15 protein-coding genes are annotated in these 19,481 nt (G+C 69.1%); 10 read left to right on the top strand and 5 right to left on the bottom strand.

Going from position 1 to position 19,481, the window contains the following annotated elements; genetic code table 11:
* Position 1: 1 nt before the first annotated feature.
* Genes AC0662_RS20035 through AC0662_RS20010 form a run of 6 tightly spaced genes read left to right on the top strand, consistent with a single transcriptional unit; the run spans position 2 to position 8,386 of the window.
* The gene (locus tag AC0662_RS20035) at positions 2-1,012 is read left to right on the top strand and encodes a Gfo/Idh/MocA family protein (RefSeq protein WP_452204037.1); all 1,011 of its coding nucleotides are present in this window, start codon (positions 2-4) and stop codon (positions 1,010-1,012) included.
* A 2-nt stretch (positions 1,013-1,014) separates the two neighbouring features.
* Positions 1,015-2,067 (top strand): non-hydrolyzing UDP-N-acetylglucosamine 2-epimerase, encoded by a 1,053-nt coding sequence (gene wecB, locus AC0662_RS20030; RefSeq protein ID WP_478302332.1) that lies wholly within the window; start codon positions 1,015-1,017, stop codon positions 2,065-2,067.
* Positions 2,068-2,071: 4 nt separating this feature from the next.
* Entirely contained in the window at positions 2,072-3,268 is a 1,197-nt protein-coding gene (locus AC0662_RS20025; RefSeq protein WP_452204039.1) for an acyltransferase family protein, read from the top strand.
* Positions 3,269-3,293: 25 nt separating this feature from the next.
* On the top strand, positions 3,294-4,595 hold the full coding sequence (locus AC0662_RS20020) for a nucleotide sugar dehydrogenase (protein ID WP_478302330.1): 1,302 nt from the start codon (positions 3,294-3,296) through the stop codon (positions 4,593-4,595).
* Entirely contained in the window at positions 4,592-7,216 is a 2,625-nt protein-coding gene (locus AC0662_RS20015; protein ID WP_452204041.1) for a glycosyltransferase family 4 protein, read from the top strand. The genes AC0662_RS20020 and AC0662_RS20015 overlap by 4 nt, the downstream gene beginning before the upstream one ends.
* Entirely contained in the window at positions 7,217-8,386 is a 1,170-nt protein-coding gene (locus AC0662_RS20010; protein WP_478302327.1) for a glycosyltransferase, read from the top strand.
* A gap of 41 nt (positions 8,387-8,427) precedes the next feature.
* Here AC0662_RS20010 and AC0662_RS20005 read toward each other — a convergent pair whose 3' ends face one another.
* Positions 8,428-10,371: a CocE/NonD family hydrolase gene (locus tag AC0662_RS20005; RefSeq protein ID WP_478302325.1), complete on the bottom strand. Its 1,944-nt coding sequence runs from the start codon at positions 10,369-10,371 to the stop codon at positions 8,428-8,430.
* 145 nt (positions 10,372-10,516) lie between these two features.
* Between AC0662_RS20005 and AC0662_RS20000 the strand changes: the two genes are divergently transcribed.
* The gene (locus AC0662_RS20000; RefSeq protein ID WP_452204044.1) at positions 10,517-11,497 is read left to right on the top strand and encodes a hypothetical protein; all 981 of its coding nucleotides are present in this window, start codon (positions 10,517-10,519) and stop codon (positions 11,495-11,497) included.
* An 8-nt stretch (positions 11,498-11,505) separates the two neighbouring features.
* Positions 11,506-12,441, top strand: coding sequence for a hypothetical protein (locus AC0662_RS19995; protein WP_478302322.1), 936 nt, complete (start codon positions 11,506-11,508; stop codon positions 12,439-12,441).
* A 16-nt stretch (positions 12,442-12,457) separates the two neighbouring features.
* On the opposite strand, the gene AC0662_RS19990 is transcribed toward AC0662_RS19995, so the two are convergent.
* On the bottom strand, positions 12,458-12,997 hold the full coding sequence (locus AC0662_RS19990) for a helix-turn-helix domain-containing protein (protein WP_452204046.1): 540 nt from the start codon (positions 12,995-12,997) through the stop codon (positions 12,458-12,460).
* A gap of 85 nt (positions 12,998-13,082) precedes the next feature.
* Between AC0662_RS19990 and AC0662_RS19985 the strand changes: the two genes are divergently transcribed.
* The gene (locus AC0662_RS19985; RefSeq protein WP_478302320.1) at positions 13,083-15,023 is read left to right on the top strand and encodes a vWA domain-containing protein; all 1,941 of its coding nucleotides are present in this window, start codon (positions 13,083-13,085) and stop codon (positions 15,021-15,023) included.
* On the opposite strand, the gene AC0662_RS19980 is transcribed toward AC0662_RS19985, so the two are convergent.
* Positions 15,010-16,365 carry a serine/threonine-protein kinase gene (locus AC0662_RS19980; RefSeq protein WP_478302318.1) on the bottom strand — a complete coding sequence of 452 codons (1,356 nt, stop codon included), beginning with the start codon at positions 16,363-16,365 and terminating at the stop codon, positions 15,010-15,012. The two genes, AC0662_RS19985 and AC0662_RS19980, sit on opposite strands and share 14 nt — an antisense overlap.
* Before the next feature lie 214 nt (positions 16,366-16,579).
* On the opposite strand from AC0662_RS19980, the gene AC0662_RS19975 reads away from it, so the two are divergent.
* On the top strand, positions 16,580-17,629 hold the full coding sequence (locus AC0662_RS19975) for a hypothetical protein (RefSeq protein ID WP_452204049.1): 1,050 nt from the start codon (positions 16,580-16,582) through the stop codon (positions 17,627-17,629).
* Here AC0662_RS19975 and AC0662_RS19970 read toward each other — a convergent pair.
* Positions 17,578-18,453, bottom strand: a complete 876-nt coding sequence (locus tag AC0662_RS19970) for a hypothetical protein (protein ID WP_452204050.1) — start codon at positions 18,451-18,453, stop codon at positions 17,578-17,580. The genes AC0662_RS19975 and AC0662_RS19970 overlap by 52 nt on opposite strands.
* Positions 18,450-19,448: an SPFH domain-containing protein gene (locus tag AC0662_RS19965; RefSeq protein ID WP_478302315.1), complete on the bottom strand. Its 999-nt coding sequence runs from the start codon at positions 19,446-19,448 to the stop codon at positions 18,450-18,452. The genes AC0662_RS19970 and AC0662_RS19965 overlap by 4 nt, the downstream gene beginning before the upstream one ends.
* Positions 19,449-19,481 lie beyond the last annotated feature (33 nt).

The raw sequence follows: 19,481 nt of genomic DNA, 5'->3' as shown, positions 1-19,481 counted from the left end.
CATGGCGAACACTGCGAACCTGCGTGCGGGCCTGATCGGCCTGGGCATGATGGGGCGGCACCACGCGCGTGTGCTGGCCTCCCTCGAGGGTGTCGACCTGGTCGCGGTCGCCGACCCGGGTGGTGACAAGTTCGGTGTCGCCGGCGGTCGTCCGGTGTACGAGAACATCGAGCAGCTGATCGCCGAGAAGATCGACTACTGCATGGTCGCGGTGCCGACCCAGTACCACGCCGAGATCGCGAAGGCGCTGGCCGAGGCCGGCGTACACGCGATGATCGAGAAGCCGCTGGCCGGTTCCTCGGCCGAGGCGACCGAGATCGCGAAGGCGTTCGAGGCGGCCGGCCTGGTCGGCGCGGTGGGTCACATCGAGCGGTACAACCCGGCGCTGCAGGCGCTGCGGGTGCGGCTGGAGGCCGGTGAGCTGGGCGACATCTACCAGATCACCACCCGCCGCCAGGGCCCGTTCCCGGCCCGGATCGCCGACGTCGGCGTGGTGCTCGACCTGGCCACCCACGACATCGACCTGACCGCGTGGGTGACGCAGTCGCCGTTCGTCACGGTGGCCGCGCAGAGCGCCCACAAGTCGGGCCGGCAGTACGAGGACCTGATCGCGGTGACCGGCAAGCTGGCCGACGGGACCGTCACCAGCCACCTGGTCAACTGGCTGTCCCCGATGAAGGAGCGGCTCACCGTCGTCACCGGTGAGAAGGGCGCCTTCATCGCCGACACGCTGCTGGCCGACCTCACCTTCCACTCCAACGGCACCGTGCAGACCGCCTGGGACGACGTCGCGCACTTCCGCGGTGTCAGCGAGGGCGACATGATCCGCTACGCGATCAGCAAGCCGGAGCCGCTGAAGACCGAGCACGAGGCCTTCCGGGACGCCGTGCTGGGCAAGGATGCCGACATCGTCACGCTGCAGCAGGGTCTGACCACCGTCGCGGTGGCCGAGGCCGTGATCCAGTCGGCCGCCGAGGACCGCACCATCGCGGTCGCCGGGGAGAACCGGTAGTCATGAAGGTCCTGAGCGTTGTCGGTGCGCGCCCGCAGTTCGTGAAGCTGGCGCCGGTCGCGGAAGCATTCGCCGCAACCGAGCACCAGCACGTCATCGTGCACACCGGGCAGCACTACGACAAGAACATGTCCGACGTGTTCTTCGCCGACCTGCGGATCCCGGACCCGGACGTCCACCTGGGTGTCGGGTCCGGCAGCCACGGTGTCCAGACCGGCGCGATGCTGGCCGCGATGGACGCCGTACTGGACGAGCACAAGCCGGACTGGGTGCTCGTCTACGGCGACACCAACTCGACGCTGGCCGGTGCGTTGTCGGCGGTCAAGATGCACCTGCCGGTCGCGCACCTCGAGGCCGGGCTGCGCTCCTTCAACCGGCTGATGCCGGAGGAGCACAACCGGGTGCTCACCGACCACGCGGCGGACCTGCTGCTGGCCCCGACCCAGGTGGCGATGGACCACCTGGCCAACGAGGGTCTGGCGGGCAAGTCCCGGCTGGTCGGCGACGTGATGACCGACGTGTGCTTCCGGGTCCGCGACGCGGTGCAGGACAAGCCGCTGGACCTGCCCTTCAAGCAGGGCGAGTACGTCGTGTCGACGATCCACCGCGCCGAGAACACCGACGACCCGGCGCGACTGGCCGCGATCGTCGACGGTCTGGCCGCAGCTGGTGCGCCGGTGCTGCTGCTCGCCCACCCGCGGTTGGTCGCGAAGTGCGCGGAGCACGGCATCAAGCTGGAGCATCCGGACGGTTCGCTGCATGTCCGGGAGCCGCTGGCGTACCCGGAGATGGTCGCGGCCGTCCTCGGTTCGGCCGGTGTCGTGACCGACTCCGGTGGTCTCCAGAAGGAGGCCTTCCTGCTCGGCCGGGTGTGCACGACGCTGCGCACCGAGACCGAGTGGGTGGAGACGTTGGAGGGCGGATGGAACGTGCTGACATCCGACGTGAGTAAGCTGCCTGCGCTGGCTGCCCGGCCGGCGCCCACGGGGGACCGCCCGATGCCGTACGGCGACGGCCACGCTGCGGAGCGTGTCGTCTCTACTCTCGCGGAGTAACTACATGACGAAGGCCGCCGAAGAGAACCAGTCGCCGACCCAGGATCTCCCTGGGTCGGCCGATGTGGGGACCCCGCCTCCAGGCGCGCCGGCGAGTACGGCCACCTCGAGCGGTCCGGCGGCCCGCCCCGGACGGTTACCTCGGGTCGAGTCGCTCACCGGCCTGCGCTGGTGGGCGGCCTTCTTCGTCTTCTGCCACCACATGACGAACCTGGCGCCGCTGCCGATCTTCGACTTCTTGAAGTACGGCACCTCCGGCGTCACGTTCTTCTTCGTGCTGTCGGGTTTCGTGCTCACCTGGTCCGCGCAGAAGGGCACGAAGGTCCGGACGTTCTACCGGCGCCGGTTCGCGCGGATCTTCCCGCTGTACTTCCTCACCCTGGTGGCGGCGTTCTTCGTCTTCTACCGGGTCGACCCGCCGGCCGGGATGTCGTGGATCAAGCCGGTCTCGATCACCGTGCTGGTGCTGTCGACGTTCCTGCTGCACGGCTGGTCGAACAACCCGACCGTCCTGTACGGCGGGAACCCGGCCGGCTGGACGCTCTCGGTGGAGGCGTTCTTCTACGCGTACTTCCCGTTCGTCTGGCGGGCCACGCAGAAGCTGAAGACGGCCGGCGGCCTGATCCTGTGCGTCGCGGTGATCGTGCTCGGCGGCGGCTACCGGCTGGCGTTGTTCCACTACAAGGACGTCGTACCGATCCTGCCGCAGCCGGTCCTGCACTCGGTGGCGTTCCTGTTCGGCATCGGCCTGGCGATCGCGCTGCGGTCGGGCTGGAAGCCGCGGATCCCGGTGTGGTTCGCGTTCCTGGTCACCGGCGGCGGTCTGTACGTGCTCTGGTACTCCGGTAAGCACGCGGCCACCTTCCCCGGCGCGATCACGATGGGCCTGTGCCAGAAGGAATTTCTCACGTTCCTGTACGGGTTCCTGATCCTGGCGGTCGCGGCCCGCGACATGCGCGGCGGCCGGTCGCTGCTGCGCAGCAAGCCGCTGGTCGCGCTCGGCCAGTGGTCGTACGCGTTCTACCTGATCCACGCGACCATCCTGTACGCGATCAAGGAGTACCACGGCGTCGCCGGCCCGATCGGCTGGTCGAACCTGACCTGGTACGCCGGTGTACTCGCCCTCTCGATCTTCGCCTCGTGGCTGCTCTACAAGTTCGTCGAGCACCCGCTGGAACGGAAGCTCCGAGGCCCCCGATGAAGAATCACTACCTAGTGGAGAACCAGTGCGTGTCAGTGTTGTTGCCTTAGGCAAGATCGGACTGCCGTTGGCGGTCCAGTTCGCCGCCAAGGGCCATCAGGTCGTCGGCGTCGACATCAACGAGAAGTTCGTCGAGCTGGTCAACGCCGGCCAGGAACCGTTCCCGGGTGAGGCCCACCTGCAGGAGCTGCTCTCCGAGACCGTGGCCGACGGCCGCCTGCGGGCGACCACGGACTACGCGGACGCGATCCCGAACAGCGACGCGGTCGTCGTGGTCGTGCCGCTGTTCGTGGACGAGCAGACCGGGCAGCCGGAGTTCGGCTGGATGGAGAACGCGACCCGTTCGCTGGCCGAGCACCTCACTCCCGGCACGCTGGTCAGCTACGAGACCACGCTCCCGGTCGGTACCACCCGGAACCGGTGGAAGCCGATGCTCGAGGAGATCTCGGGTCTGACCGAGGGCACCGACTTCCACCTGGTGTTCTCGCCGGAGCGGGTGCTCACCGGCCGCGTGTTCGCGGACCTGCGCAAGTACCCGAAGCTGGTCGGCGGCCTGTCCGAGGAAGGCGCCAAGCGCGCGATCGCGTTCTACGAGGCCGTGCTGGACTTCGACGAGCGCCCCGACCTGGACCGCGCGAACGGCGTCTGGGACCTGGGTTCGGCCGAGGCGGCCGAGCTGGCGAAGCTGGCCGAGACCACCTACCGCGACGTGAACATCGGCCTGGCGAACCAGTTCGCCCGGTTCGCCGGCCAGAACGGCATCGACGTGCACGCCGTCATCGAGGCGTCGAACTCACAGCCGTACAGCCACATCCACCGGCCGGGTATCGCGGTCGGCGGGCACTGCATCCCGGTGTACCCGCGGCTGTACCTGTACACCGACCCGGACGCCACCGTCGTCCGCGCCGCGCGCGAGGCGAACGCCGGCATGCCGGACTACACGATCGGCCTGCTCGAGGGCGCGTTCGGCGAGCTCAAGGGAGCCAAGGTCGTCGTGCTCGGCGCGTCGTACCGTGGTGGGGTCAAGGAGACGGCGTTCTCCGGGGTGTTCCCGGCCGTGGAGGCGCTCAAGGCACGCGGCGCGGAGGTGTCCGTGCACGACCCGATGTACACCGACGACGAGCTCCAGGCGTTCGGCTTCACGCCGTACACGCTGGGGACGCCGGTGGACGCGGCCGTGCTGCAGGCGGACCACGCGGAGTACGCGCAGCTGAGCCCGGCCGATCTGCCGGGCGTGAAGGTACTCGTCGACGGTCGTGACCGCACCGACCCGGCCAAGTGGGCCGGCGTGCGGCGGATTGTGATCGGAAGGTCGGTCAGCCAGTGACAACTGCCGACCTGCGGGTCGTGATGATGGTCGCCAACGACGTCACCAACGACAGTAGGGTCCGCAAAGAGGCCGCAGCACTGGCCGAGACCGGAGCAGAGGTAACTGTGCTCGGGGTCTCGGCCAGCGGCCTTCCGTCGAGGGAGATGCTCGACGGTGCGCTGATCGTCCGGGTGGCGGTGCCCTTCGCACTGCGTGAGGAACGGAAACGAAGCCGTACGGCGCGCCGGAACTGGCGGCCGCCGCTCGTGGGATACCGGTACCGCACGACCTATGTGGCGCGCAGCCAGCGGATCGCGGCCGAGCTCAAGGAGCTGAAGGCCGACTCCGGGCACGCGATCGCGCGCGCCAAGTCGGGCCAGGGAAACCCGGTCCAGTTCAAGGCCGGCGTCGCCACCCGGCTGCTCAGGCGTGCTCGCTGGAAGGCGGCCGAGCGGGCCGCCTGGGTGCGCAAGGGAGTCGGCAACAAGGCCGACGCCCCGTTCAAGTTCAGCTGGCGGGCGTACGACGGAGTGCTGCACCGGCTGCCCTGGCCGGCGCCGTGGCGCAAGCTGCACCCCGAGGCGCTCGACCTGGAGATCGCGTTCGGCGACCTGATCGACCGCCTCGAGCCGGACGTGGTGCACGCGCACGACATGCACGTGATCGGCGTCGCCACCCGCGCCGCCGGCCGCGCGAAGCTCCGCGGCCGCACCCTGAAGGTCGTGTACGACGCGCACGAGTACGTCGCCGGACTCTCGCAGTACGGCGCGCGCACCCGCCGCTCGATCGCGGCGTGGGCCAACCACGAGCGTGAGTACATCGGCCAGGCGGACAAGGTGATCACCGTCAGCCCGGCGATCGCGACCCGGCTGCGCAGCGAGCACGGTCTCGACCACGAGCCGACCGTGGTGATGAACACGCCGAACCCTGCTGATGTGTCGGTCGAGGTGTCCGACATTCGCAGCGAGATCGGCCTGGCGCCCGACGTACCACTGCTGGTCTACAGCGGTGGCGTCACCCGGGCGCGCGGTATCCACAGCGCCGTCCAGGCGCTGGTGGACCTGCCGGACGTGCACCTTGCGGTCGTCTGCGTGCCTGGTGTGGCGACGGATGCCGTGCGGGCGCTGCAGGCAGAGGCCGTGCAGCTCGAGGTCCAGGACCGGCTGCACTGCCTGGACCCGGTCAAGCCGGACGAGGTGGTCGCGTTCCTGCGCACCGCCGACGTCGGCCTGATCCCGATCCTGCGCTACCCGAGCCACGAGATGGCGCTGCCGAACAAGCTGTTCGAGTACGCCTTCGCCGGTCTGCCGGTGGTGGTCAGCGACATGCCGAGCATGAAGGAGTTCGTCGATCGCACCCGGATCGGCGAGGTCTTCCCCGCGGCGGACGCGCACGGCCTGGCCTCGAAGGTCCGGACGGTGCTCGGCGACCTGGACTCCTACCGTGAGCGGGTCGCCGATCCGGCATACCAGCAGGAGGTTTCCTGGGCGGGTCAGGCGACCAAGCTGCGGGCGCTGTACGGCGAGCTGACCGGGCGGCAGCTCGAGATCACCCGGCCGGGCGGCAAGATCGTCAAGACCGGGCGGCACCTGCTGCTCGGTCCGGTCAACAGCGCCGGTCAGGCGTGGCTGTGGGCGACCGCGCTGGAGCGTGAGGTTCCGGACATCAAGGCCGAGTCGCTGACCACGGGCAGCGGGGCGTTCGACTTCCGCGTGCACCGCACGGGCACGTACCGGCAGTACCGGTCCGACCTGCGCTGGCAGCTGGAGCTGACGGCGTACGCGTTGCGCGAGGTCACCCACGTGCTGTTCGAGGCGGGCCGGCCGATGTTCGGTCAGCAGCGCGGGCAGATGTGGACGACCGACGTACCGATGCTGGACCAGGCCGGGATCAAGCACGGTCTGGTGTTCCACGGGTCCGAGATCCGGGACCCGGCGCAGCACCGCGAGCAGTACCAGTACTCGCCGTTCCGCGACCCGGACGACGAGCTGACCCAGCGGCTGCAGGCCGCGAACAACCTGATGCGCCGGCACCTGGACGGCTACAAGGGCCCGGTCTTCGTCACCACCCCGGACTTGATGGAGTTCGTCGAGAACAGCATCTGGCTGCCGCTGGCGGTCGATGTCGAGGGGTTCGCATCCACCCAGCCGGTGCTCGAGCGCGAGGTCCCGGTGGTGCTGCACGCACCGTCGGCCAGCGCGTTGAAGGGTTCGGCGTACGTCGACCCGGTGCTGACCGACCTGGATGCCCGGGGCCTGATCAAGTACAACCGGGTCCAGGGCGTGCCGCACGCGGAGCTCGCCGAAATGGTGAAGAGCGCCGACATCGTGGTCGACCAGTTGCTGCTCGGCTCGTACGGCGTGTTCGCGTGCGAGGCGATGGCGGCCGGCCGGGTCACCGTTGGGCACATCGCGGACCCGGTCCGGGACCTGCTGCCGACCGACCTGCCGATCGCCGAGGCGAATCCGGACGACCTGTCGGAGGTGATCGAGCGGCTGGTCGCCGAGCGCGACACCGCCCGCAAGATCGCCGACTCGGGTCCGGCGTTCGTGCGCGACCTGCACGACGGGCGGAAGTCGGTGGAGATGTTGCTGCCGTTCTTGAACAACGAGCTGCCGGTCGAGGACGAGAGCGAGTAAGTGCGGATTCTGATGATCGCGCAGTCCCCGATCGCCGGGGACTCGCGCATCCTCCGGGAGGCCACGGCGCTGGCCGCGGCCGGTCACACGCTGCACGTGATCGGCCGCGACGTCCCGGAAGCCTGGCTTGCCAACGTGCACAGTGAGGTCGGGCCGGGGATCACCGTGGAGTCGGTGTCCCGGTCCTCCGGTCTGCGGGCCGGGAACGGCGGTCTGACCGTCGGACACGGGCATTCGGGCCCGAAGGTGCTGGTCAAGCGGTTCGGCCGGTGGCTGCTGCTGCCCGAGCACCGGTCGCGCACCGAGAAGCAGTGGCGGGTCGCCGCGACGCCTCGGGTGGCCGCGGCCGGTCCGGTCGACGTGGTGCATGCGCATGACTTCAACACGTTGGAGCTCGCCGCGGAGTACGCCGAGAAGTGGTCGGCGGCTCTCGTGTACGACACCCACGAGCTGTGGTTCGACCGCGCGCTTCCGGGGCGGCCGACGCCGTTGTGGCGCGCGCGGGGCCGCAAGTTCGAGGTCTCGCTGGCGTCGAAGGCGCGGGTCGTGTTCACGGTGTCGGACGGGATCGCCGAGCGGCTGCGGTCGCGTGGACTGTCCGACGTGCGCGTCGTACGGAACACGTTCCCGCGCGCGGACGACGTACCGCCGGCGCCGGATCAGCCCGAGGGCCTGCTGTACGCCGGACGCGTCGGTGCCGGGCGGGACCTGCCGACCGTGGTGTCGGCCGCTCGTCAGCTGGCGCCGTTCCGGACTGTGTTGATGGGGTCGGTGGATCCCAACTATCGCTTGGATCTGGGGCCGGTCGAGACGGTCGCGGAGCGGTCCATCGACGAGGTCGACGACACGCTGCGCGCGTACGGCATCTCGCTGGTCACCCTTACCAACACCTGTGAAAACCACCGCCTCGCGCTGCCGAACAAGCTCTTCCACGCCGTCCGGGCAGGCGTCCCGGTCGTCGCCGCCGACCTGCCCGAGCTGCGGGCGGTCGTCACGCAGTACAAGCTCGGCGGCCTGTACGAGCCGGGCAACCCCCAGTCGCTGGCCACCGCGGTCCGCTCGGTGATCGACAACTACAGCACCTACACCGACGGCGTCCGCTCCGCCGCAACAGAACTCAACTGGGAACACGACGCCACAACCCTGGTCGCTGCTTATTCAGAGTTGTGATTTTGGTGGTCTCGGCTCTCACCGAGACCACCAACTCTCAACTACCTAGACGCTTCGACCATCTGCTTCATGAGCTCTACCGGGTTCTTCTCCGGCTCCGGCTGGGCCAACCGGTTCGCCGCGATCCGCGACTGTGGTGCCTCAGCGGTTTGTAGTGCTGCTGTGTAGCCCGTCAGCGGAAGTGTTAGTGACGAGCGGGTTGGGTCGAGGGTGATCGTCGCGCCCGTGAACGGGACCGACGGGTTGTCGGGCTCGACCGTGAGGACGAGGCCCAGGCGGTGGCCGGCGGCGAACACCACGTCGTCCGCGTTCAGCTCGAACGATAGGTCGTACCAACGATCCGATCGCAGCGATTCCTTGGTGTACAGGGATTTGTAGTGCCCGACATCCGCCAGTGTCCGTACGGCGACGGACGTGTCGGAGACCGCGGTGTTGATCTGGGTCTTCGCGTAGCACCCGGTGTCGAGCGCGTTCCCGTCACCCCAGCACACCCGCGTGTCCGGCACGTTGGTGACGTTCACGTACCGGTTCGCCGTACCGTAGTCGACCAGCCGGGCTTTGATGCCTGCGGCAATCTTGTCGACCTTGACCCGGACCGACACCTTCCCGGTACCGCTCACCCGGACCGCCTTCGACAACGCATCACTCAGGAACACGGCCCGATCGGATCGCGGTGTCGTCGGGTCGAGTACGACGGTGTCCTCGGACTCCTTCGACGTACCGGTGAAGCTGATCGGGTCGCTCGACGCGGCCGCGATCGACAACCCACCGGCCTTCGCGCCGGACGCCTTGCTCAGCTTCAGCGTCGTCTGCCGAGCACCCGCGGCCGGCCAGCGCGCCTCGTCCACGAACGACCCGTCCTCCCGCTGGATCGTTGCCTGCGGCGTCTTCATCACGTCGTTGTCCAGACCCTGCAGCCAGTAGTCGAACCACGGGTGCAGCTTGTTCACCCACTCGTCGCGGAAGCTGAACCCGTCCAGGTGCACGCCCTGGTGCAGGAAGATCTTCCGCGGCACGTCTCGTTTCGCGAGCTCGTCCCACCACTCGCCGAACTGCCGGGTCTTGACGTTCTCGTCGCCCAGACCGTGCACGACGTACACACTCGCCCGGACCTTCGAGGCGTCGAGGCGGTAGTTCCGGGGATTCCACCAACTGCTGTACGAACCGGTCGGGGTGTCCGAGGCCTTCTCGATCTCGTCGGTCAGCGCGACGCAGCGCGGTGACGCGTCGTTGCTGACGTAGTCGTGCAGGAAGCCCATGTACTCGTCGTAGAACGGCACGCCGAAGCCGCGGGTGTAGTCGTACCAGCTGGAGATCGCGGCGATCGGCACGATCGTCTCCAGCCCGCGGACGCCCGTACTGGCGACCGAGTTCGCGATCGTCCCGTTCCAGGACACGCCGATCATGCCGGTCTTGCCGGTGGACCAGTCGGCCTTCGCCGGGCTGCCGTCCGGCGTGTGTCCGGCGGTTCGGTTGTTCAGCCAGTCGACGACCGCCTTCGTGCCGAGCACCTCGAGGTTTGCGCCGACGTCGCTGCACCCGGTGGAGCGGAAGGTCCCGGGCATGTCCACGAACGCGACGGCGTACCCGCGTGGGACGAAGTAGTTGTCCAGCCAGCTCCCGTACACCTGTCGGACCCCGGCCCCGTCGAAGGAGCTCGCCGGATCGCTCGCGTAGTACGGCGAGGCCTGGATGATCACCGGGACGTCGATGCCGGCCTGGGCTGCCTCACCCGGCCGGATGATGTCGACCGTGACCTGGTCGGTGACACCGTTCGCGTCCCCGTCCAGCTTCGGTACGTCGACCTGCACCTTCTCGTGGATCGCGTTGTCATAGTCGTACGCCGGCACTGTGGTGGTGCCCTGGACGAACGGTTTCTGAGGCGGGCCGGCGGTCGGGCCCGCGGTGGCTGTCAGGGTGGCGGCCGGCGCCAGGACGGCGGCGGCCAGGAGCGTGAGCCCGGCCCGTAACCGAGTTGTGCGCATACGTGTCTCCCCTAGGGCGGTAGGTGAACGACTATTTTGTACACAGAACTCACTCGCCCGCTCACTTTCGTGAAGTGCACGGGTAATACTTCACTCGCAACTTTCCGTGTCCGCCCCGTATCAAGAGTTCTGAAAGGGGGCCGACATGAACCTACGACTCACCGCCCTTGCCGGAAGCGCCGTCCTCGCACTGACCGCGCTGCTGCCTGCGGCCGCGCACGCCCAGGGGGCGGCCAAGCCCGACCCGACCAAGCCGGGGGCCACGGTGCCCGGGACCAGCAAGAAGATCACGGCCGCGCAGGCCGCCGCCTGCTTCGTGTGGAACGGCGGGGTCACCGCCGCGGGAGCGCATCGCTTCGCGGACCCGACCGCCACCACGCCGCCGACGGTGCCGGACGACTGGAGCACCGCCGGCGTGTACAAGCCCGGCCAGGTCCGGTTGAGCGCCCGGCAGACCACCGAGCCGGACATCTCCGGCACCGACCGCTCCGGGTACGTCGTGATCGGCGACGCGCTGTACTACAGCTACTACCAGGGCTACGAGGACGGCACCATCGACAACCGGAGTCTGAGCCGGGTCGGCGGCGGCTGGGGCAGCTTCACCTACCTCGAGACCTCGGACTACGAGAGCCCGGACAACGGCAAGCCCAAGGTCTACCGCTCGGCGGCGTACGCGCTGCGCAACGACGGGGTGCTGTTCCGCTGGAACACCGGCAGTAAGGGCTGGAAGGCATCCGGTTCGTACCCCGGCTTCTCGGCCGTCAAGACGATGACGCTGATCGCGAAGACGCCGACGTACGACACCTTCCTGGCGAACACCAAGGGCGGTGCGCTCTACACGATCCGGATCCCGGCCGCGGCGTCGGCGAAGCCGGTCGTGAAGCAGGTCCGGACCCGCACCTGGCAGGGCTTCGAGACGCTGTCCGCGATGGGCTGCGGCCAATACGGCACGCTGCTGTTCGCGATCGACAAGGACACCAAGAAGGGCTACCTGTACGCCATCGGGCACGCCAACGGCCTGTCCACGGTGATCCAGTCGCGCGGTGAGGTGCCGGGCACGTACGGGGACCCGGTCGACTTCCGCTGGGTGCCGATCCCGGTGTACGACACAGCCAACGGGGAATGAGGTTCTCGATGTTCCGTCAGGCCATCGGTCTGGCCGCTGCCGCCGGACTCACCCTCGCGGTGGGTCCGGCGCCGCAGCCGGCCGCCGCAGCACCCACAGCAGTCAACTCGCCCACGGCCGTCGCCGCGGCATGTGCGCTCGGGCTCGGTTCGTTCTCCGACAGCTGGGGTGTCAACAGTCGCGTCCTGTCGGCGACGTCACCACCGACCACGAGTCCGGTGCTCAACACGCCGAACGTCTACCAGTCGCCGTACGCCGTCAGTAATCCGACGGCGTTTACGGCGGTGTCGGCCGGTAACGGGCGGACGACGCGGACCGGCAAGGTGGTGTGGGGTTCGGGTTACCTGATGGAGAGCTCGTACACCATCGGGCCGGACGGCAAGGTCGTCGGTACGCCGGTGTTCCGGCGGATCGGCAACGGGTGGGGCGGCCGGTTCCTGATCCAGTCGCAGTACAAGGCGTCCGCGAGCAGCAAGCCGACCCGGACGACGCTGTACTCGCAGGACATGTACGGGAAGTTCGGGCGCTGGACCGATGTCGGGAAGGGATTCCGGAACACCGGGTACGTGACCGGGATGAGCACGATGAAGTCGTTCGCGCTGATCGCCACGACCCCGACGTACGACATGTTCCTGGCGAACAACCGCGCCGGTGGGCTGTACACGGTGAAGATCCCGGCGAGTGTGCCGCTGAAGCCGATCATCACGCCGGTGCGGACGTCCAGCTGGCAGATCTTCGAGCAACTGGTCGCGGCGCCATGCGGCCGGACCGGGTCGCTCCTGCTCGGCATCGACAGGGACACCCACAACGGCTACCTGTACGCCGTCGGCCACGCGAACGGTGGCGCCACCGTGATCAAGTCCCTCGGCAAGGCGCCCACCACCTTCACCAACTGGGACTACTTCCGCTTCGCTCCCGCGTACGACCCGCTCAACGGCGGCTGACGTCCGACTGCCGCTGTCAGCGTCGGCCGGTGATCCTGGCGTAGTAGGCGCGGGCGTCCTGGGTGCGGCCGGCACCCAGGACGCGTAGCGCCTCGGCCAGCTCGGGGTAGTCGGCGTCCAGGAGTTCGGATGCTCCTTGGAGATCGCTTGCGGAGGCGATGTCGCGCAGCAGGGACTGAATGGCTGCGACGGGGTCCGGGGCGACCGCTGGTGCAGCCGCGGGCCCTGTGCCGTGGTCGACGGTGAGGGTCGATCGTTGAGCGCCACGAATCTCGTCGAGTCTGCGGGCCTGCTCGGCGGGCGGCAGGCGACTCCAGCCGGGATCGTTCACCGTCGCTTCCAGTTGGAGCAGGCGGGACAGGACGGCCGGGTTGCTGATCTTGGCGCGCTGTCCGGACATCAACTGCGACAGCATCGGCGCGGACAGGCCCAGCAAGCCGGCGAACTGGGCCTGGGAGAGGTTGAGAAGATCGAGTAACCGGCGGAACCGCTCACCGAGGGGCTCGCCGTACCACTCGAGCTGCAGCTTCAGGTTCCGGTCGTACAGGTCGTTCACAGAATCACCTCGATTTCTGTTTGCAAATTGCAAATGCAAACGGTAGGTTTCTCCATGTTCGCCCCCTGAAACCTCTGGAGACGCCATGATACGACGCCTCGCCGCCCTGGCAGCGTTGCCCGTCCTGACGCTGACGTTCGCGTTCGGAAACGCCTCGACGGCCGCCGCCGAGGGCGAGTTGTCGCCGGTCATGGTCGTGCTCGACTCGTCCGGCTCGATGACCGCGAAGGATGTCGGCGGGACCAGTTCCCGGATGGACGCCGCCAAGCGCGCTGTCGGGTCGATGATCGACGGACTGCCGGCCCAGGCGCCGGTCGGTCTCGCGATCTACGGCGCGGGGACCGGATCGAGCGGCGCCGAGAAGGCCGCGGGCTGTCGCGACGTGAAGGTCGTCCACCCGGTGAAGGCGGTCGACAAGGTCGCCCTCAAGAGCGCGGTGAGCGCGGCGAAGGCCAGCGGCTACACGCCCATCGGCCAGGCGCTGCGCGTCGCGGCCGCCCAGTTGCCGAAGGAGGGGCAGCGCTCGATCGTGCTGGTCTCCGACGGCGAGGACACCTGCGCGCCGCCGCAGCCGTGCGCGGTGGCCAAGGAGCTCCACAAGCAGGGCGTCGACCTGCACGTGCACGCGATCGGCTTCCGGGTCGACGCGAAGGCGCGCGCTCAACTCGCCTGCATCGCGCAGAACACGGGTGGGACGTACCACGACGCGGCCGATGCGGACTCACTGCTCGGCGTGCTGGGCCGGGTGACCGACCGGGCGCTGCGACACTACGAGCCGACCGGGCAGCCGATCACCGGCACCGCCGATCCGTTCACCGCGCCGACGGTGGTGCCCGGGCAGTACCTGGACACACTGAATCCGGTCGAGGAGCGCTTCTACGCGGCCGATCTGAAGGCCGGTGACACGGCGTACTTCGCCGCGACGGCAGTGTTCCCGCGCGGCAACCCGCGCGACGTCGAGGCCCTCGACATCAAGATCACCGGACCGGGCGGGGCGGACTGCTTCTTCCGCGATCGCCAGTTGCACACCCGGGCGAAGAGCGACGGCGGTGCGCTGACGTCGGTGCTCACCTGGGACGGCACGGTGTCCGGTTCGACGAAGCCCAAGGGGTGCAGCGTTCCCGGCAAGTACGTCTTCCGGGTCACCCGGGACGCCAAGGACGGTGTGGACCGCGTGCCGCTGGAGCTTCAGCTGCGGATCGAGCCGCCGGTGACGGGAAACCGCGGTGAGCCCACCACGGCCGCTCTCGTCCAGTTCGCGAAGGAGCCGGCCGGCGCGGTTCGGCCGGTGCACGGCGGCGGTTCCTTCAACGAGGCAACGACCTTGGCGGGGTCCGGCCGGTACGGCGAGACGATCTACAACGGCGAAGAGCTGTTCTATCGCGTGAAGCTCGAATGGGGGCAGGGGCTGGCCTACCGGGTCACCTTCGGCGGTGCGCCGGACGCGGAAACCACCAACATCAGGACCGGTCTGTTCAATCCGGTGCGGTCGGAGCTCAAGTTCGACACGACGGCGTACACCGGCGTGACGAAGATCCTGCCGCTCAGCGGCACCGCGATCGGGACACCGCGGGCGGCGTACCTGAATCGCACCGCGAGCGACCCGCTGGTCCGCAAGGCGAGTATCGACGGCTGGTACTACGTGGTGGTCAAGCTGGGCGCCCCGTTCGGCGGGCAGCAGACGGGCGGCGTACCGATGCGAATCGACCTGGCTGTCGCGGGAGACAAGGTCGCCGGTCCGGAGTACGGCGCTTCGGTCGAGGAGACCCCGAGCACGCCGTCGGCCACTCCGTCCGCCAGCGAGCCGACGCCGTCCGAGTCGGCCACCCCGGCTGCTCAGGGATCGGGCGATGACGACGCCAAGCCGGCGGCCGCGGAGACCACCGTGCCGATGCCCTGGATCATCGGCGGTGCGGTCGCGGTACTCGCGGTGGCGATCGTGGTCGCGGCGCTGATCCTCCGCCGCCGGAAGCCCGCGGTTCCGCCGACGTACCCGAACGGGCCTGGCTGGACTAACCGGCCTTGATCCACCGATAGGACGATCCTTGCTGACGGCACACGCTCCGGGTGCCGTCAGCAGCCGTTTCCAGATTGCCCGCTTCCTGCCAACCGCAGACTGCGCCCAGTTTCACGGCGGTGTTCGTGGGTGGCGTGACGGTCGCGCTGCCGACAGTCTCCGGTCCGGGCGACAGTGTCGTCGGCCGGCGGTTCTCGTCGGCCGGCTGCCCGTTGAAAGTCAGCGCGGTGACCACAGCGGCCGTCGCCGCCAGTGCGACACCGGACGCGGCCATCACGGCGGTACGGCGCCTGCGCGGCGTCCGGGTGCCCTCGGGCGGCGCGGACGACTCGGGCGGCACTAGTGGCGCGGGTGGCTCGGGTGACTCGGATGGCTCGGGTGACTTGGGTGACTTGGGTGACTCGGGCGGCGCTGGTGGCGCGGATGACTCGGGTGGCTTGGGGGACTCGGGGGATTCGGGCGACTCGGGGCTTGGGGTCGTGGGGGTGGCGAGGGCGGCGTACGGGGTGGGGAGGGGCGGGAGGTGGTCGAAGACCTCGATCGTCTCGCCGTCCGGTGTGAAGGCGGGGAGCTCCAGTGGTTCCGCCAGGAGCGGCGCCAGCGCTGCGAGGGCGGCCTTTGCCGACGGAGTTCTCTCGGCAGCCTCGGGCTGGACGAGGTCTCCGACAACGCGCCAGAGGATGCCGTGCCCGCCAACGCCTGAAGGGCTGCTGAGGTCGAGGCCGGTGGTCGGGGGCTCTTCGCCGGTGAGGAGTTGCCAGCCGGTGACGCCGGCGGCGTACAGGTCCTGGCCGATGGACGGTGGCTCGCCGGCGAGCGCCTCGGGAGCGACGTAGCCCGGCGTACCGACCACCGCCCCGTCCTGGGTGAGACGTGGTTCACCCAGCGACAAGGCGATGCCGAAGTCGCTCAAACGCAGTACTGGCTCTTCGGTACCGGTGACCTCCAGCAGGAGGTTCGCCGGCTTGACGTCGCGGTGGACCAGACCGGCCGCGTGGACATGGTCGAGCGCGGCCAGCAACTGCGCCAGCAGCCCGGCGGCATAGCGATGCGGCAACGGACCGAAGTCGGCGACCAGGTTGCTCACCGAACCGCCGCCGACCAGATCCATCGCCAGTAACGCCTGATCGTCCTCGGCGGCCCAGCTGTAAGGACTCAGCACTTGCGGGTGATCCAGTCGAACCCGCTGCTCACGAACGAACCGCAGCAGAGCTCCGGCATGGCGCTGCCGAAGCACCTTCGCGGCGCAGAACCGTTCGAGCCGTCGGTCCCAGGCCCGCCACACCATGCTGTTGCCGCCGGAACCCACCGGGTCGATGAGCTCGAACCGTCCCGCGAAGACATCGACCACAACGACCCCCTCTCGCCTGACCCGGAGCCCCCGACGATAGCCGGAGTAGCGTCAACCCCTGGCAGCAGAGGCTCGCCACAACCGGTGTCCTGGGACAGGAAATGGTGTGTGAACACCTGAAATACCGGGTCTCAACTCACCACAACCTGTGCTGACCCCCAGTCGTCGAGGGAGATCTAACGTTTGTTCACGAAGGCTTCGTAGTCTCGCGGGCATGATCACGACGCGACGTACGCTGTTGAAGGCCGGGGCTCTGGGGATCGGGCTCGCCGCGACGCCGGGATTGTCCGTGGCGGCGCGGCCGCGGCGGACTCGGGTGCTGTTGGCAACCAACGAGCCGTGGGGGACGTACCACGCGCAGCCGTTGCTGGCTGAGGCGCAGCGGCGCGGGTGGGAGCTGGTGCAGGTCGTTCCGGACCTGACGCAGATCAAGCCCGGCGACCCGGTGCCGGTCGCGACGTTGAACGACGTGCCGCGGGCCGATCTGCTGGTGGTGAACGGTGCCGAGGCGTGGCCGGCCGATGTGGCGGCAGCGCTGAAGCGGTTGCCGATGGCGGCGAGCTCGTTGGCCTACCTGAAGCCGGTGGAGGCACCACGGGCCAAGGAGTTCCGGTCGCGGTTGGAGCTCGTCACGGCCGCGTCGCCGGCCGAGTCCGACGTGTTCGCGACGTACCTCGGGTGGAAGCGGCACGTGCGGATGGTGGGTTCGGCGCAGACAGACAACCTGCCGAAGTACGCGCCGCAGAAGGATCGGGTGCTCGTGCTGACCAGCGTGACGCACCCGGACCAGACCGGGAACGCGGCGCCGGGTACGCAACTGCTGCTCGACGCGGCAGCGAAGCTGGAGGCGGCGGGCAAGCACATCGTGGTCGGTCTGCACCCGCGGGAGGACCGCACGTTGTGGGACCGGTACGAGATCAGCGCGCTCGGTTCGGTGCCGGAGTCGGCGACGGTCGAGTGTGCGATCGGAATCCCGGGCACGGTGTTCCCGATCGTCGCGGCGGTCGGCGTACCGCTGGTCGGGTGCGTGGACCCGAAGCTGCAGGTGCCGGACTACATCCTCAGTGTCTGCTCCTCGACGATCGACACCCCGGAGCAGGCCGTCGCCGCGATCGAGAAGGCGAAGCCGGCCAGCCGCGGCGCGGTGTTCGACGCGGTCGGCCCGATCGGAGGCTCGGCCCGGCGGCTGTACTCCGCCTGGCACGCGACGATTCAGACCACCAAGCGCAACGTCACCGCGGCGACGCCGATCTCGACCCGCTGACCCCAGCCGATGCTCAGGGTGTCGGACTCCATCCCGTCGCCGAAGACCACCAGGTCGGACTCGGCGGTGATCGTCAGTGAATCCGGCGCCTTGAGCAGCCCTTCGGTGTTGTCGGTCCCGGTCGCCGGTGACGGCCACGCCTCGCGGACGAACCAGCACAACACCGGATCGGTCGGTCCGGGCAGGGCGAGCTGACTCCGCCGTTCCTGCCAGGCGGAGCGACACCAGCCGGTCGATCCGGTGCCGGTGCCGACCAGGATCCCGGACGACGACTGCCGCTCGGGCAGTCCGTCGGGGGAGCTCAGCCGGTAGCGCGCGGACTGGTGGCTGTGGTGACCGACGTACACCTCGTTCAGCGCGATCAGCTGCTGACCGTCATCGGTGCTCGCGGCAACCATCGTGCGCTCGGCGACGTCCCGCGTGGCCAACAGGCCGGCGATCGCGGACGGTTCGTGCGGCACCAGTACGCCGGGATTGCGCGACGGCTCGGGATTGATCCCGATCACCGGCTGTCCGTCGAGGTACTTCGCGACGTTCGCGACCAGCCCGTCCTGGCCGACCGCGATCACCACGTCCTCCGGGCCGAACCCGAACCGGTCGAGATCGTTGCGCTCAGCAACCGTACGCCGCCAGTCCAGCGGGATCGCGGCGGAGACCGTGGCGAGCGCGTCCTGCTGGGCCTGGTGCCGCGCGTCGAGCTCGGCCAGGTCGCGGCCCCGCCCGGCGAGGAAGAAGCCGGCCTGCTGCCGGGTCCCGTGCCGGGCGACGAGCTCGGTCAGCTCGGTCGCCCGGTGCACGATCACCGCCCGCGGCGGGAGGCTCACGACGGGGTCCCGGAGGTGAGCTTGGCCAGCAGTGGGGTGAGCAGGTCGGGCGTCACGTTCAGTGTGCCGATCTCCGGCAGCGCGCCCTGCTTGATCGCTAGCGCGAGGATCGTCGACTGGTCCAGCTCGGCGTACGCGTCCAGCAGCGCGTGCTCGGCCGCAGCCTCCGCCGCGCCGATCACCCGCTTCGAGTCCGCCTCCGCCTCGGCCAGTGCGCGCTGCCGTCCAGCGGCGGCTTGCGTCTCGATCTGACCCGCGGCAGCAGCCTCGGTCGCCCGCATCCGCTCGTTCTGACCGCGCTGGTTCACCAGCTGCTCCTCGCGGCGCGCGAGCTCGATCTGGTTCTGCAGCTCGTTCTCCGCAATCGACCGCTCCCGCTCGACCGCCAGCGCCCGCCGCTCGTACGTCGCCTTGTCGGCCGCCTGCTGCACCATCTCCCGCGTCGGCGTCTGCAGCGCCTTCTCGACGTCTCGCTCGGCCCGTACTGCGACCACCCGGACGTCCTCGACGCCGATCCCGAGCCCGGTCAGCCGCTGATCCTCCCGCAGTCCGGTGCCGACCGCCTGGCGGAGCGCGGGCATGCCCTCGGACAGCGCTTCGGTGAGCGTCATCCGGGCGAGCAGGTCCAGCGCGGTCTGCTGGGCCAGCTCGGTCAGCAGCCCGCCGAGTTGCTCCAGTGGAGTCGACCGCCACAGCCCGGTGTTCGGGTCGATCCCGAAGTCCAGCCGGCTGGCGGCCAGCGCGGGATCGGTCACGCGGTACGTCACGGTCGCCTGGACCGCCACGTCCTGGAAGTCCTGCGTCCGGCCGTGGAACAGCAGCGGCTGCTCGCGGTCGTCGATCGGGATCTCGCTCAGCGACGAGTTCAGGGCCCGGAACCAGAACGCCTGGCCGGCGCCGTCGTGCGCGACCCGGCCGTTGCGCAGGTGCAGCACGTGGGTGGTCGGGTTGGCCCGCAGGTGGCTGATGAAGGGGAACCGGCTGATGTCTGCCATCTCTTCGATCTCCTTGTCGTCACTATGACGATA

This window comes from Kribbella sp. NPDC043289, from assembly GCF_056436705.1.
The sequence above is the reverse complement of the archived record's forward strand: the minus strand, read 5'-3'. Positions and strand labels throughout refer to the sequence as shown.